Genomic DNA, 15,232 nt, shown 5'->3' with positions numbered 1-15,232 from the left:
TTCAACAATCATTTCTGGCATGTCGGACAATAAACGGATGTCCTACCTGCGATTTTCATACTCTCCGTGGCAGAGCCGCAAGCAGGGCAAAATTTCCTGCCATACATTTTAAGACGATCCTGCATTGTGCCCGCTTCCCCATTAATATTCCGGTAATCAGAAATGGAGCTACCTCCCGCATCAATACTTTCCTGTAAAATAGCCACAATCACATCAAATAATTCATTTTTTCTTTTTAGACTAATCCGCTCCGTAGTCCTTTCGGGATGAATCTTCATCTTATAGATTGCTTCCGTCGCATAAATATTCCCACATCCAGATAGTACATGCCCGTCCATAATGACTTCTTTGATTGGTTTTCGGGCATATTTCGGCATAGCTGCAAACTCAAGGAAATGCTTGCGCGCTCCAGTAGCGAACGGTTCAGGAGCCATTTTCAATAGTGGCGGATGATCTGCTTCACAGCCAAGAAGCCGTAGTTCTCCAAAACGACGAATATCCGAATACACCAGTAGTCCCCCGCCTTCCAGCGTAAAAACAACATGAACATGGTTACGGAACTTCATTTCCGTAATGTCATCAACGCTGTCAACGGTGAACCAAGCCCCTGTCATACCAAGATGACTGACAAGAAGACAGGTGTTACCATCTTTCATTAAATGAAAGTAAATGTATTTACTGCGCCGTGTGACATTTCCAATCGTCATACCAGCCATATCTACTATAAAATCTTCGGTTGTAATTCCTTTTATCACAGCTTCTTTACCTAGTTGTTTTGATTTGATAACCGTATCTGAAACGGTTACGTTCTGGATTGTCCTTCCAATCGCAATTGGTGCGAGTGCACGGACAACCCCTTCTACTTCCGGTAATTCAGGCACTTTATCCCCTCACTTCGTCTCATACCAAGATAATCCGAATGCCCAATCTACTTTCAATGGCACGTCAAGCGCTAGAGCAGATTCCATCACTTCAGGTACGATTTCTTTTAGTTTCTCAATTTCTTCTTGTGGTGCTTCAAAGATCAATTCATCATGTACTTGCAGGAGCATACGTGTCTGCATGCCTTCAACTTCAAGCCTGTTAGCCATTTCAATCATTGCTTTTTTAATAATATCGGCTGCACTTCCTTGAATCGGTGTATTCATAGCAGTCCGTTCCGCAAAACTTCTTAAGTTGAAATTCGAACTTGTGATTTCTGGTAAATAGCGTCTCCGGTTCATAAGCGTCGTCACATAGCCTTTCCTTTTCGCCTCTGCAACAATGTCGCTCATATACTGTTTGACTCCCGGGAAACTGCTGAGATAAGTATCGATGAATTGTGCTGCGTCTTTGCGCGTAATATCCAAGTTTTGCGAAAGTCCGTAATCACTTATACCGTAGACAATTCCAAAGTTGACTGCTTTTGCTGCTCGTCGCATGTCTGACGTCACTGAATCTTCATCAACACCGAAAACATCCATTGCTGTCTTCGTGTGAATATCTGCACCTGCACGGAAAGCCTCAATCAGTTTTTCATCTTGCGACATATGTGCGAGTACCCGCAGTTCGATTTGTGAATAATCCGCGGCAAATAGATACCAGCCCGGTTCAGATGGAACGAACGCTGCACGAATTTTCCTTCCCTCTTCAAGCCGTACAGGAATGTTCTGTAAATTGGGATTGATGGAACTAAGTCGACCTGTTGTCGTGAGTGCTTGCTGGAAACGGGTATGAATCTTGCCATCCTCGTGAATTTCTTTCAATAGTCCTTCGATATATGTCGAATTCAATTTACCGAGTTGGCGATAGTTCAATATATGGCTGATAATTTCATGTTCGCTTTCAAGCTTCTCAAGCACATCCGCCGCAGTTGAATAACCAGTTTTCGTCTTTTTAATCGGAGTAAGTCCGATTTTCTCAAAAAGGATGACGCCAAGCTGTTTAGGTGAATTAATGTTGAATTTTTCTCCTGCAATTTCATAAATAGTTGTCTCAAGTGTGGCCAGTTTAGCAGACAGTTCAGTTCCGATTGTCAGAAGCGTCTCTCGGTCCGTCTTAACACCAGTCGTTTCCATTTTCGCAAGAATCGCCGCAAGCGGTAACTCAAGTTCATGGTATAAATCATATTGATCATTATCTTGTAATTTCTCTTCAATCTCTGCGTGCAATTTCCAAATCGCCAGCGCTTTTCGACCGGCGTGGTCTGCAATTATTTCTTCGGTCGGTATCGCTTTCTTAGCACCTTTTCCATAAATCACTTCATCCTGCTCGACTTCTGTGTAACCAAACTCTCCTGTAATGGAAGCTACATCGGTATAGGTCGTCGATGGGTTGACGATGTAGGTCGCCAGCAATAGGTCAAACTGGAAGCCTTCTGCATCTAGACCTTGACGCGCTAGTGATGCACTAGCTGCTTTTGAATCAGACGAGTATTTCAGCTTGTCCGTATTTTGCAACCAGTTTTTGAATGGTGTCGATTTTTTTGCAACTTCAAGCGGTATAAATAGAATGTTTTTTTCATCCGCTAAACTAATGCCTAAAATCTCTGCAGTCAAATAGTTTTCATCCATCATTTCAACATGAATCGCCATCTCATCTGATAAATCCTTGTCCAAGAGTTCGGCAACAATCGTGACTTCAATTGCTTCTTTTGGTTCTTCAGCTGCTTGAGGAGTAATTTTTTCGAGGAGCGTTTTGAATTTCAACTCCCGGTAAATAGTCGTCACTTGATCCATATCGGGGCCGTCATACGCTAAATCATTAATGTTAACCGTGATCGGTGCATTCACTTCAATTGTCGCAAGATCTTTGCTCATAAACGCTTGCGCTTCATTTTCCGTTAGGTTCTGATTCAGCTTTTTAGCAGTAATTTTAGCAAGTGATTTATAGACATTTTCAATCGAACCGTATTCGATTAACAATTTGAGCGCAGTTTTCTCCCCGACTCCAGGAACGCCGGGAATATTATCGGATGCATCGCCCATTAGTCCTTTCATATCAATGATTTGATGGGGCTCAATGCCGTATTTCTCCATGACGTGTTCAGGCGTGTATTTCTCAATATCCGTCATCCCTTTTCGAGTGATGAACACCGTTGTATGGCTACTGGCAAGTTGCGTTAAATCCTTATCCCCTGAAATGACGACGATTTCGGAACCGTCCGCATCTCCCGCTTTGCTAAGCGTGCCGATGATATCATCCGCTTCATACTGATCCAGTTCGTACTGGGGGATATTGTATGCTTCAAGCAACTTTCGCAGATAAGGGAATTGCTCGGATAATTCAGGTGGCGTTTTCTGACGCCCACCTTTATATTCTCCGTATGTTTTATGCCTGAATGTTGTTTTTCCAGCATCCCATGCCACGAGAATATGCGTCGGTTTTTCATCCTCAAGGATGTTTTGTAGCATCATCGTGAAGCCATATACCGCATTGGTATGGATACCGTTATCATTTGTTAATAAAGGTAATGCAAAAAATGCCCGGTACGCAAGACTGTTTCCGTCAAGTAACACAATTTTCTTTGTCGTCATGTACATTCCACTCCATTCAAAAAAACGTCATCTTCATTCATCTTACCACGGGGGTGGATAGAATTGAAAATGACGCGTTGTTTAGTCTGCTTCTGTAATTCTTTACTTATGAACATGTCTGTTGATTAACCATTTATTCGTATAAAATACTGGTGAGAAGGGCTTCATGACCTTCATTTTCACTGGATCATTTCCGTTACGCTTTCGGCGAACTAATCACGACACATTTAACGAGAGATATGTGTGGGTAGAAGTGACTCCGTCACTTCTACCCACACTTTTTCGGTAATCCTGTTGAGAATAGTTGCCTGTCGCGTACCTACAATGTTCAAGTGAAAAATGCGGTTAAGTTTGAAAGAAATGAATAGATGACTTTCTATAGAGATTGTAGTGCCCGAAGATGCAATTTCGGGCACCCTTTCACGATGTACGATGTGTTCCTTGCTTACTTTTAGTAAAGTTTATGCATCTAATTATGTGATGTCTACTAGAAAGTGACACTTCTTTTAAATAAAGAAAGGCAAAACCATAGAGTAAGCATCAGCCGCCAAAATTGCATCTTTGGCGGCTTTTATCTAGGTAGATGCCCCTCTATTCTTTCGTCCCAATAAGCTTGAGCACTTCGTGGACTTATCCATTTGGAGCAGGGCGGATGAAGGACCACCATACGATTACCGAAAAAATGTGTAGGGATGCGACAAATTCGCATCCCTACACATCCAGATATCTCGGTAAAAGTATAGAAATCATTCAATCCAAGCAAACCAAAAGCAATTATACACGTAGCGCCCAGTGTGTGATCCTGGTTACTTTGGTTAATCAACAGACGTGGGATTGCTTAATTACCTTGTCGTAAAGGTAGACAGATACGAATCAATGTACCAACACCGATTGTGCTCTCCACTTCGACTGTACCACTATGGGCTTCCACGAGATGTTTGACAATGGCTAGTCCTAACCCTGTGCCACCCGAGTCACGGCTCCTTGCACGGTCAACACGGTAGAAGCGTTCAAACAGCCGTGCCAGTTCAACTTGTTCGATACCGATTCCTTCATCTTGTACTTCAATAATTACATTTTGCGCTATTCTTTTTACTGAAACAGTGATTTTTGTCTGTTCTTTTGAATAGTTAATCGCATTTGATAAGAGATTTACCATTACTTGAATTAATCGACTTGCATCGCCTTCGATAGCAATTTCATCTGCAATATCCAAGTTGATAGCCATCTTCTTACGCTCCAAACTACCGGAAACGATTTTCAATGCATCATTCATCAGTTCTAACAGCTCAACATGTCCAAACTGAAGTGAAAAGTTTTCTCTTTCCATTGCTGATAATTCGAGCAAGTCATCAATTAATAGATGTAGGCGGTTACTTTCTTTCTGAATGATTTCAAGAAATTCTTTCATTATGACAGGTTCATTCATCGCACCATCTAATAATGTTTCAGTGAACCCTTTAATTGAAGTAATAGGAGTACGAAGTTCGTGGGATACATTTGCAACGAAATCTTTTCTTACTTCTTCTAGCCGGACAAGCTTTGTAATATCATGCATGACAACAACAATTCCGAGCCAATTCCCATGATGGCCGATAACAGGCGCACCATAAACGCCCATGTAGGAATAAAAACCTCCAGAATCAATCCTAACCTGTTTTTCACGTACTTGTTCTGTCATAAAAACATCTTCAATCAAATCTTCAATTTCAATAGGCAAACCGATTGTTTTGAACGTTTTACCAATTGGCTCCTCTTTTGAAAATCCAAATGTCTTTTCGAATACCCCATTTACAAGATTGACTGATCCTTCACGACCAAACATCAGAAGACCGCTTCCCATACTTTCTATAAGTGTTTTCAAGCGTTCTTTTTCCATCATTCGAAGTGTCGACATTTCTTGCAGATTACTCGCTATTTTGTTAATAGAAATCGCAAGTTCATTATCATATTCTGGTTCATCCGTTTTAGTCCTTGCATGGTAATCGCCCTGTGCAATTTGAACGGCCACTTTTGTCACTTCATCGACCGGACGAGCGTATTGCATCATCATCCGCATCGCTATAAAGAGAGAGAGAATAAATGCAATTATCAGCGTGACGATTAAATAGACCCAGTATTGTCGTTGCAGATCAAGTGTGATATCACGCGCGAATAAAGGGAAAAACTGACCCAGGACAATACCGAGGCCAGTTAAAAGAACCGAAAGAAGAATTGCACACGCAATAGTTAATCGGGAATATAAATCTTTCATCAAATTTTCGGCTCCTCAAATTTATAGCCAATTCCCCTTACCGTCTTGATGAAAACAGGTTTCTTCGTGTTTTCTTCAATTTTCTCCCGTAGATGACTGACGTGAACATCGACGATGCGTGTATCGCCAGCAAAGTCATAATTCCAGACTGCACTTAAAAGTTGGTCCCGTGATAGAACACGATTCTTGTTCTGCATGAAATAAACAAGAAGTTCAAATTCCTTTGGTGTGAACTCAAGTTCTACTTTGTCAAGATAAGCTTCATATTGTTCAGCGTGCACAGTTAAAGATCCAGTGGTCAAAATCCCTGTTTCTTCGACACGGCCTGTCCATTCCCCACTACGTCTCAATACAGCCTTAACGCGTGCAACAACCTCTCTAGGACTAAACGGTTTCGTCATATAATCATCCGCGCCAATTTCAAGACCTAGCACCTTGTCGAGCTCGTCCCCTTTTGCCGTCAGCATGATAATCGGAATATCGAGTCCCCGCTGTCTTAACGTTTTGCAGACATCAATCCCATCCATTTTCGGAAGCATTAAGTCAAGTAAAATTAAATCAGGTTTTTCCATTTCTGTTTTCAATACAGCTTCTTCTCCGTCAGCAGCGGTGATTGTTTCGTATTGCGCCTGCTTTAAGTTGTATTCTAATAGTGTTCGAATCGGCTGTTCGTCATCGACAATCAATATTTTCTTTATACTTGAACTCAACTTGCATCAATCCCCCGTCAAAAGTTATCCATTGCTTGTGATGTAAGACGCTCTTCCACTTTTGGCGGAGTGACTGTCACTATTCCAGAAATAACGATATCTTCCTTTTCGTCACACGCTTCTATTGAAATGTCTATTGAGTTTTTTTCTTTATCAACATGAATTACTTCGAGCAAAAAATTGATAGTTGTATAGTGATACACAGCTTTCGGGAATGACAATTGCTGTTTCACGATATGTGAACCAGGTCCAGGTAAATACTTTGAAACGGCGGATGTCACAATCCCTGTCAGCATAATAGTTGGTACGATAGGCAATCCATAAGCCGTCTGTGAAGCGTAATCATGCTGTATATAGAGCGGGTTACTATCATTTGTTAGACCAAGATAGAGTAGGAGATCTTTATCTTCAATTTTCTCTGTCAATTTCAACTTTTCTCCAACAGTGATTTCCTCTATCTTTCTACCTAGACGTCTTTTCTTCCCTAGTATCAACTTATTTCCCCCTTTTAGTGTGATAATACAAGTTTATCAATAATCAGAATAAAAATCGAGTAGCATATGCTACTCGATTTTTATTAAAGATATTAGACGAGAACTTTCATAACAGCTTTAACTGATTCAGCAGAATTAGCCAATGCCGCCTTTTCATCTTCAGTCAATTCAAGTTCGATGATTTTTTCGATACCGCCTGCGCCAAGCACAGTTGGAACACCGATGTAAATACCGTCAAGACCGTACTCACCCTCAAGATATGCTATCGAAGGAAGTACACGTTTCTGATCTTTTAGAATCGCTTCAGCCATTTCAACAAGTGATGCTGCTGGTGCATAGTAAGCAGAACCATTACCAAGAAGGTTTACGATTTCTGCTCCACCTTTGCGTGTGCGATCTACGATTTCTTCAAGACGCTCAGGAGAGATCAACGTTTCAAGTGGAATACCACCCGCATATGAGTAGCGTACAAGTGGAACCATATCATCGCCATGACCGCCAAGAACGAAACCAGTGACGTCTTTAACAGACAAGTTCAATTCTTGCGCTACAAACGTACGGAAACGTGCAGTGTCAAGTACACCAGATTGTCCGATTACGCGTTCTTTCGGCAATCCTGATTCTTTGTATACTGTGTACGTCATAGCATCGACAGGGTTTGTCAATACAATGATGGTTGTATTCGGAGAATGTTTTACGATTTCACCTGTTACGATTTTCATGACTTTTTGGTTCGTCTGAACAAGGTCATCACGGCTCATACCTGGTTTGCGTGCAATACCAGCTGTGATAATGACGATATCAGAGTCTTTTGTATCCGCGTAATCTGAAGTTCCAATAATACTCGCGTCAAAACCTTGAATAGGTCCAGCTTCCATCATATCAAGAGCTTTCCCTTTTGTCGGATTTTCCATTTGTGGAATATCAACGATCACTACATCACAAAGCTCTTTTTGAGCTAAAAGAAATGCTGTAGTCGCACCCGTGAAACCAGAACCGATAACTGAGACTTTTTTACGTTGCATTGTCATGAGTTGTCTCTCCTTTTATTCATATGTATGAGGGGTTGAGCCCTCATTTAATCTACTATAAACCTTCAGCGGTGAAGAAAACCGAAGTCTTCTCCACCGCTAAAGTAGTAATAATTAAAGGTTTTTGATCAATTCATTTGCGAATTCAGATGCTTTCACTTCAGTTGCACCGTCCATAAGACGAGCAAAGTCGTATGTTACAACTTTAGAAACAATTGTTTTTTCGATTGAAGCAGTGATCATAGCTGCCGCTTCGTTCCATCCAAGGTGCTCAAGCATCAAGACGCCTGAAAGAAGGAGTGAAGAAGGGTTAACTTTGTCAAGTCCTGCATATTTCGGTGCAGTACCGTGAGTTGCTTCAAAGATTGCATGCCCAGTAATGTAGTTGATATTTGCTCCAGGAGCAATACCAATTCCACCAACTTGTGCAGCAAGTGCATCAGAAATATAGTCGCCGTTCAAGTTCATTGTTGCAACAACATCGAACTCTTTTGGACGTGTCAAGATTTGTTGTAAGAAGATATCAGCAATTGCATCTTTAACGATGATTTTGCCTGCTGCTTCAGCTTCAGCTTGTGCTTTGTTTGCAGCATCAGTTCCATCAGCATCTTTGATTTGATCATACTGGTTCCATGTGAAGACTTTATCGCCGAATTCTTGTTCAGCAACTTCATAGCCCCAGTTTTTGAATGCGCCTTCTGTAAACTTCATGATATTTCCTTTATGGACAAGCGTCAGTGACTTGCGGCCTTCTTTAATGATATAAGCAAGAGCAGCACGTACAAGACGTTTTGTACCTTCTTCAGAAATAGGTTTGATACCGATACCAGAAGTTTCTGGGAAGCGAATATTTTTAACACCCATTTCGTTTTGTAGGAATTCGATTACTTTTTTCGCTTCAGGTGTACCTTCTTTATATTCAATACCTGCATAGATATCTTCCGTATTTTCGCGGAAAATAACCATATCGCAATCTTCAGGACGTTTAACTGGTGAAGGAACACCTTCAAAGTAACGTACTGGACGTAGGCAAGTGTAAAGATCCAATTCTTGGCGAAGCGCAACGTTCAATGAACGGAAACCGCCACCAATTGGCGTAGTAAGTGGTCCTTTAATAGCGATCAAATACTCATCGATTGTGTCTAGTGTTGCTTGTGGAAGCCATTCGCCAGTTTCGTTGAATGCTTTTTCCCCTGCAAGAACTTCTTTCCACACAAGCTTTTTCTTGCCGTCGTAAGCTTTATCAACAGCTGCTTCAAGTACGCGTGATGCCGAATGCCAAATATCCGGACCAGTACCGTCACCGATAATAAAAGGAATTGTTGCGTGATCAGGAACGTTTAAAACACCATTAGTTACTGTAATTTTTCCACCGTTAGTCATGAATAATTTCCTCCCAAATTCAAAATCAGAGGGCCGGCATATATCTATGCTGCCCCATGTATTTTCGTTCTTATCGTTCTTTAATTGGAACGTATTTTTGCATGCCCGGTCCCGTATAATCTGCACGAGGACGGATCAATCTATTGTTCGCGTATTGCTCACGGATATGTGCAATCCATCCCGAAATACGAGATACTGCGAAAATTGGCGTGAATAAATCATGATCGATGTCGAGTGAATGATAGACAGAAGCCGAATAGAAATCGACGTTCGGCGGCAAATTCTTTTCGCCGGTAACAATTTCTTCGATTTTATTGGACATATTGTACCATTTCTCTTCGCCGCGAAGTTCAGTCAAACGCTTAGACATCTCACGCAGATGTTTCGCACGTGGATCACCTTTACGGTAGACACGGTGGCCGAAGCCCATGATTTTTTCTTTGTTATCCAATTTTGCACGGATATATGCTTCTACTTTGTCTTCTGAACCGATTTCCATCAGCATTTTCATTACTTGTTCGTTTGCGCCACCGTGAAGTGGTCCTTTAAGTGCACCAATCGCTGCTGTCACACCTGAATACATATCAGAAAGCGTAGCTACACAAACACGTGCTGTGAATGTAGATGCATTTAGCTCATGGTCTGCATGTAGGACAAGTGCTTTGTCGAATGCTTCAATTGCAATTGCTTCAGGCTGTTTTCCTGAAAGCATGTATAGGAAGTTTTCAGCATAGCCAAGTTCAGCTTTTGGAGCAACCGGCTCAAGGCCTTTACGGATACGCGAGAATGAAGTAACGAGTGTAGCGATTTTCGCTTGAAGCTTAATCGCTTTTTCGTAATTTGCTTCATCAGACATATCTTCTGCTTTTTCATCGTATAGTCCAAGTAGAGATACTGCAGTACGCAGTGCAGCCATTGGGTGTACTTCCCCAATAGGATACGTTTTGAAATGATTAAGTACTTCTTGAGGAACAGACATGTTCTCTGCAAGCTGTTTTTTCAGCTCTGCAAGCTCGTCCTCTTTTGGCAGACGTTGGTGCCAAAGAAGATAAATAACTTCTTCAAAGCTGGCGTTATCTGCAAGATCATCAATATCATAGCCGACATATGTAAGTGTGTCATCAATAATAGAACTGATTGCTGACTGTGTCGCTACGACTCCTTCCAACCCTTTGGTTGACGTCATATAAATCGCTCCCTCTTTCAGTACAGCTGTCCAATCTACAAAAAGGAGACAGAAGAACAGCTAGTCTGCTAATACTAATTCGCTACTTAAAAACGCTTACAACGACCATTATAATCAATATTGTCATCTTTGTGAATGGATACGCTTGTTTTTGTTTTTAGATTTATAAAAAGGGGGACGGAAAATGCCGGAAAATCGGAACAAGCAACAAGCATTTCAATCAATTTTCATGAAATGGTTGCCTGCTTTTTTGGCGGGTATTATCCTGTTCACTGTTCCCCCGGCGGCAATCGCTATCATTATCGCCTACTTCACTGCCCCTATCTTATCATCCGTCCGCTCAATGACCAAGCTTCCGCTTACAATTGCAACATTATTCGTTATGACACTTATGCTTTTTTTAATTAGCGCGTTCACTTTCATCGCAATCCATGGGCTTATTGACACCGTTCCAACTGTCGAACGCCATATAGCTCCATTCACACAAAATACCGACATCCCTAGCAAGCTATTCACTTTCCTCGAGGATAAAGTTGTAGAATATGGCCATGCGCTTTTAGAATACACCCTAACAATCATCAGTACCGTTTTTCAACAGTTATTCAGTTTGTTCATTTTCCTCGTTGCTTATTTTTTTGCCTTACGGGAATCCGGAAAAAACCGCTACTGGTTTCTAGTCTATTTCCCTAGCACCATACGCCTGCCAGCAAAAGGTATGTTTACGAAATCCGGTAAACTTATCGGCACTTTCGTATCAGTAGAAGCCCGCTTATTCTTCCTGACATTCTGTATTATCTCAATAGGGTTCTTGCTTCTACGGTTCGAGTCACCCATTGGTAACGCTTTTCTTATCTCGCTGGCAGATAGTCTGCCATTCCTCGGTATCGGCCTGTTCCTATTGCCCATGGCCGCTTTCTTCCTATACACAAACAATTTATATATAGGTATCTCACTTATTTTACTCTATCTATTCACCATGATAACTAGGCAAATGGCCGAATCATACATGTGGGCATCCACTTTCCACCTAAAGCCCATTCATGCTTTTTTCATAACGGCTTCTTCCTTCTATTTATTCGGATTACCCGGTATTCTACTGACACCATTCTTACTTTTTACCGCACTGAAAGTCAGACAGCATCCTTTATTTACCGGATAACAATTTGTCCTTTTTTCATTTTATTATAAATCCAATTCTGAATAAATGGTCTGATACTATTTCTTGGTCCTTTGAAAAGGAGTAATAAGCCGACTAAGTCGGTAATGAATCCAGGCATGATTAGCAGAAGCCCCCCAAATAGGATACAAACACTATCAATAAGTGCATCTCCAGGTGTCTCCATAGCTGTCATACGCATTTCCAATTCAGTCCAAGCCTTCATACCTTGGCGTTTGGCGAGATATGCCCCTCCTATCCCCGTGATAAAGATAATAGCTATCGTGGGCAATAGACCTAGCGTCTTCCCTGAATAAATTAGTAAAGCAAGCTCAGCTGCCGGAACAGCAATAAATGTGAGTACTATCCATTTCATGCAAAATTCATCTCCTAAAAAAGGCTGCTTACCGAGCATTTCGGAAGCAGCCTTATCTTATTTATCCCGAATGGGTAGGGCCAATGAGGAAGAATTGCAGTTCATTCCTCCCTGTTGGTTACTTAGGTTTTGCCACAGGACGTGGCGCACTTAGCCTAAGTTCTTTAAACAATCAGTGGGGGATGAAGAACCCCCACTCTGATTGAAGATTAACTTTATAGAACGCTCGCGTGTCCATTATAGATAACGCCAGATTCAGCATCCATCGTAATTTCCTTGCCATGTTGGATAAGCTGGGTAGCATTTTCAACTCCGACAATTATCGGTATACCTAAACTGAGTCCGACAATTGCACCATGACTCGTCAATCCGCCTTCTTCCGTAATGAGTCCTGCGCATTTCTCGATGGCAGGCATCATATCACGATCAGATGCGTTCGTTACAAGAATAACTCCTTCTGTATCATACGCCAATGCTTCAGCTGCATTTTTGGCTACAACAGTTCGACCATAAGCTACATCTTTGCCAATTCCTTGTCCTCGTGCAAGCAAATCACCTATGACATGTATTTTCATCAAGTTCGTCGTTCCCGCTTCACCAACTGGAACACCTGCTGTAATGATAACCACATCACCATGTCCGACATATTGATGTTTAACACTCTCTTCTACAGACTCTTGCAAGATTTCATCAATCGAAGAAGCTTTTTTTCCAACTATCGGGTAGACGCCCCAGATAAGTGATAGTTTTCTTGAACACATTTCAGATGACGTTACCGCAATAACTGGGCAACCTGGACGATATTTGGCAATCATTTTAGCTGTGTGACCACTTTCTGTTGGGGCAAGGACAGCCTTCACTTTCAAGTTGATAGCCGTGTATGCTGCAGCTTGTCCAATCGCTTCAGTCATATTACCATGTTTTTCTCGTCGACGTGTCGACACTACAGAGCGATAATCGATGGCAGCTTCCGTAGTAAGCGCAATTCGATCCATCGTTTGGACTGATTCGACTGGATAAATTCCTGCTGCCGTCTCTCCTGACAGCATAATTGCATCGGTACCGTCAAAAATCGCATTCGCTACATCGCTCGCTTCTGCACGTGTAGGACGCGGGTTACGCTGCATCGAATCAAGCATTTGTGTTGCCGTGATAACCGGTTTACCCGCCTGGTTACACTTCTCAATCAAATTTTTCTGGACAAGTGGTACTTCTTCTGGTGGTATTTCTACACCCAGATCACCACGTGCTACCATAAGACCATCTGAAACATTCAAAATTTCATCGATATTGTCGACGCCTTCTTGGTTTTCTATCTTCGGAATAATTTGCAGGTTCGAGCCGTTGTTGTTCTCAAGAAGGGCACGGATTTCCATAACATCGGAAGCCCGTCTTACGAATGAGGCAGCTATGAAGTCGACACCTTCCCTAATACCAAACAGGATATCTTCTGCATCTTTTTCCGTCATTCCAGGAAGTTGTACTGAAACACCCGGTATGTTAACGCCCTTATTATTGCTTAATGACCCCGAATTAATAATTAGTGTATGAATTAACCCTCGTGCTACGTCTTTACCAGTAACTTCTAATTGGATTAGACCATCGTCTAAAAGAATAACAGAACCCTCGTTTACATCTTCAATAAGTTTATCGTAACTTACTGAAAATACATCATTGTTTCCTTCGACTTGCGTCATGGAAATATCAATTTTTTGTCCTGTTACAAGTTCCAACTTTCCATTCATCATAGAATGCGTCCGAATTTCTGGTCCTTTCGTATCTAATAGAATCCCAACAACTTTGCCTTTTTCACGTGCGACTTTTCTAATGGAATCGATACGGGCTTTATGTTCCGCATGATTACCATGGGAAAAATTCAGCCTCGCTACATTCATACCAGCCTCAATAAGTTGTTCCAATAATTCCGGTGATTCACTTGCAGGGCCAATCGTACATACTATTTTCGTTTTTCTCATCAAATATCGCCTCTTTTAGTTTTTTTAACAACCCAATTAATTGCACCCAGATTTTAAATAGTGCTCGCTCGATTCAGCCGACATTTTGATGCCCTCTGAATTACTGACTTCGTTCGCGTTTGTCTTCCCACGTATAAAGGCAGGGAATTTTTGATACACAAAGTTAAATAGACAATTCGTTGGACAGCTTGTACATTTCCATATCCAAACCATTTGATTGTTCGAAAACATCTGTCAACTCATAGTCTACCACCACATGATTTCGCATGCCAATCGCAATGCCACCGCGTCCTTCTTTCAATACTTCTACAGCTTTTGCTCCGTACTGACTTGCAATGACACGATCACGTGCAGAAGGTGAACCTCCTCGCTGAATATGTCCAAGCACTGATATACGTGTTTCGATATCTGCTTCGCGCTTCAATATTTCAGCAAGCTCTGCGGCCGACATAACCCCTTCAGCTACAATAATGATACTATGCTTTTTACCTCGTCCCTTACCGCTTTTCAGCCGTTCGATGATCGTAGGCAATTCATACTTCTCTTCCGGTACAAGAATCGTTTCAGCACCGCCAGCCAGTCCCGCCCATAAGGCAAGGTCTCCAGCATCGCGTCCCATAACTTCAATAATGAATGTACGTTCATGAGATGTAGCAGTATCGCGAATCTTATCGATGGCATCTATGACTGTATTCAATGCCGTATCAAAACCGATTGTGAGTTCAGTGCCATTGATATCATTATCTATTGTTGCTGGAACACAGACACATGGTAGACCAAGAGCCGTTAATTCAAGTGCACCTCTGAACGAACCATCACCGCCAATGACGACTAAAGCCTCAATCCCGTTCAACTTCAATTGTTTCAGTGCTTTTTGACGGCCTTCGAGCGTCCGGAATTCAGCGCTGCGGGCTGACCGTAATATGGTCCCGCCCCGTTGAATTATATCACCCACGGAACCCAGTTGTAGAAGTTCGATTTTTCCTTCGATTAATCCTTGATAACCATTGAAAACGCCTGCAACTTCAAGTCCTTCATAAATTGCTTTCCGAACAACTGCACGAACTGCAGCATTCATCCCAGGCGCGTCTCCCCCACTTGTCAACACAGCAATCTTCTTCATTGAAATCACTCCTATGTAGATTTTTATG

At 41.9% G+C, this 15,232-nt stretch carries 12 protein-coding genes; 1 reads left to right on the top strand and 11 read right to left on the bottom strand.

Going from position 1 to position 15,232, the window contains the following annotated elements:
- Nucleotides 1–8: 8 nt before the first annotated feature.
- From mutM to citZ, 8 genes are all read right to left on the bottom strand, one after another.
- Nucleotides 9–881 (bottom strand): bifunctional DNA-formamidopyrimidine glycosylase/DNA-(apurinic or apyrimidinic site) lyase, encoded by an 873-nt coding sequence (gene mutM, locus H7992_RS08860; protein ID WP_067207669.1) that lies wholly within the window; start codon nt 879–881, stop codon nt 9–11.
- Nucleotides 882–890: 9 nt separating this feature from the next.
- Complete coding sequence (gene polA, locus H7992_RS08855; protein ID WP_187047309.1) at nt 891–3,515, bottom strand: DNA polymerase I; 2,625 nt, start codon at nt 3,513–3,515, stop codon at nt 891–893.
- An 838-nt stretch (nt 3,516–4,353) separates the two neighbouring features.
- Entirely contained in the window at nt 4,354–5,769 is a 1,416-nt protein-coding gene (gene pnpS, locus H7992_RS08850) for a two-component system histidine kinase PnpS (RefSeq protein WP_187047836.1), read from the bottom strand.
- On the bottom strand, nt 5,769–6,479 hold the full coding sequence (locus H7992_RS08845; RefSeq protein WP_082786522.1) for a response regulator transcription factor: 711 nt from the start codon (nt 6,477–6,479) through the stop codon (nt 5,769–5,771). Before H7992_RS08845 ends, pnpS begins: the two co-directional genes overlap by 1 nt.
- 17 nt (nt 6,480–6,496) lie before the next feature.
- Nucleotides 6,497–6,973 (bottom strand): MaoC/PaaZ C-terminal domain-containing protein, encoded by a 477-nt coding sequence (locus H7992_RS08840; protein WP_067207661.1) that lies wholly within the window; start codon nt 6,971–6,973, stop codon nt 6,497–6,499.
- Between the two features lie 92 nt (nt 6,974–7,065).
- Nucleotides 7,066–8,004, bottom strand: a complete 939-nt coding sequence (mdh, locus tag H7992_RS08835; protein ID WP_187047308.1) for a malate dehydrogenase — start codon at nt 8,002–8,004, stop codon at nt 7,066–7,068.
- Between the two features lie 114 nt (nt 8,005–8,118).
- Complete coding sequence (gene icd / locus H7992_RS08830; RefSeq protein ID WP_067207657.1) at nt 8,119–9,387, bottom strand: NADP-dependent isocitrate dehydrogenase; 1,269 nt, start codon at nt 9,385–9,387, stop codon at nt 8,119–8,121.
- A 70-nt stretch (nt 9,388–9,457) separates the two neighbouring features.
- Complete coding sequence (gene citZ, locus H7992_RS08825) at nt 9,458–10,573, bottom strand: citrate synthase (RefSeq protein ID WP_067207654.1); 1,116 nt, start codon at nt 10,571–10,573, stop codon at nt 9,458–9,460.
- A 184-nt stretch (nt 10,574–10,757) separates the two neighbouring features.
- On the opposite strand from citZ, the gene H7992_RS08820 reads away from it, so the two are divergent.
- Nucleotides 10,758–11,732, top strand: coding sequence for an AI-2E family transporter (locus H7992_RS08820; protein WP_187047307.1), 975 nt, complete (start codon nt 10,758–10,760; stop codon nt 11,730–11,732).
- Here H7992_RS08820 and H7992_RS08815 read toward each other — a convergent pair.
- The 3 genes from H7992_RS08815 to pfkA all read right to left on the bottom strand — a co-directional run bounded on the left by H7992_RS08815 (nt 11,722) and on the right by pfkA (nt 15,204).
- On the bottom strand, nt 11,722–12,105 hold the full coding sequence (locus H7992_RS08815; protein ID WP_187047306.1) for an FxsA family protein: 384 nt from the start codon (nt 12,103–12,105) through the stop codon (nt 11,722–11,724). The genes H7992_RS08820 and H7992_RS08815 overlap by 11 nt on opposite strands.
- Nucleotides 12,106–12,320: 215 nt before the next feature.
- The gene (pyk, locus tag H7992_RS08810; protein WP_187047305.1) at nt 12,321–14,081 is read right to left on the bottom strand and encodes a pyruvate kinase; all 1,761 of its coding nucleotides are present in this window, start codon (nt 14,079–14,081) and stop codon (nt 12,321–12,323) included.
- 163 nt (nt 14,082–14,244) lie between these two features.
- Nucleotides 14,245–15,204 carry a 6-phosphofructokinase gene (pfkA, locus tag H7992_RS08805; protein WP_067207620.1) on the bottom strand — a complete coding sequence of 320 codons (960 nt, stop codon included), beginning with the start codon at nt 15,202–15,204 and terminating at the stop codon, nt 14,245–14,247.
- Nucleotides 15,205–15,232: the final 28 nt, after the last annotated feature.

This window comes from Sporosarcina sp. resist (genome assembly GCF_014302295.1).
GTDB lineage: Bacteria > Bacillota > Bacilli > Bacillales_A > Planococcaceae > Sporosarcina > Sporosarcina psychrophila.
Note: the sequence above shows the minus strand (reverse complement) of the source record. Positions and strands in the feature narration are given on the sequence as shown.

Bases quoted from the DNA above. Each gene is read 5' to 3' on its own strand.
- polA (WP_187047309.1), bottom strand. From the start codon at position 3,515: ATGACGACAAAGAAAATTGTGTTACTTGACGGAAACAGTCTTGCGTAC.
- pnpS (WP_187047836.1), bottom strand. From the start codon at position 5,769: ATGAAAGATTTATATTCCCGATTAACTATTGCGTGTGCAATTCTTCTT.
- mdh (WP_187047308.1), bottom strand. From the start codon at position 8,004: ATGACAATGCAACGTAAAAAAGTCTCAGTTATCGGTTCTGGTTTCACG.
- icd (WP_067207657.1), bottom strand. From the start codon at position 9,387: ATGACTAACGGTGGAAAAATTACAGTAACTAATGGTGTTTTAAACGTT.
- citZ (WP_067207654.1), bottom strand. From the start codon at position 10,573: ATGACGTCAACCAAAGGGTTGGAAGGAGTCGTAGCGACACAGTCAGCA.
- H7992_RS08820 (WP_187047307.1), top strand. From the start codon at position 10,758: ATGCCGGAAAATCGGAACAAGCAACAAGCATTTCAATCAATTTTCATG.
- H7992_RS08815 (WP_187047306.1), bottom strand. From the start codon at position 12,105: ATGAAATGGATAGTACTCACATTTATTGCTGTTCCGGCAGCTGAGCTT.
- pyk (WP_187047305.1), bottom strand. From the start codon at position 14,081: ATGAGAAAAACGAAAATAGTATGTACGATTGGCCCTGCAAGTGAATCA.
- pfkA (WP_067207620.1), bottom strand. From the start codon at position 15,204: ATGAAGAAGATTGCTGTGTTGACAAGTGGGGGAGACGCGCCTGGGATG.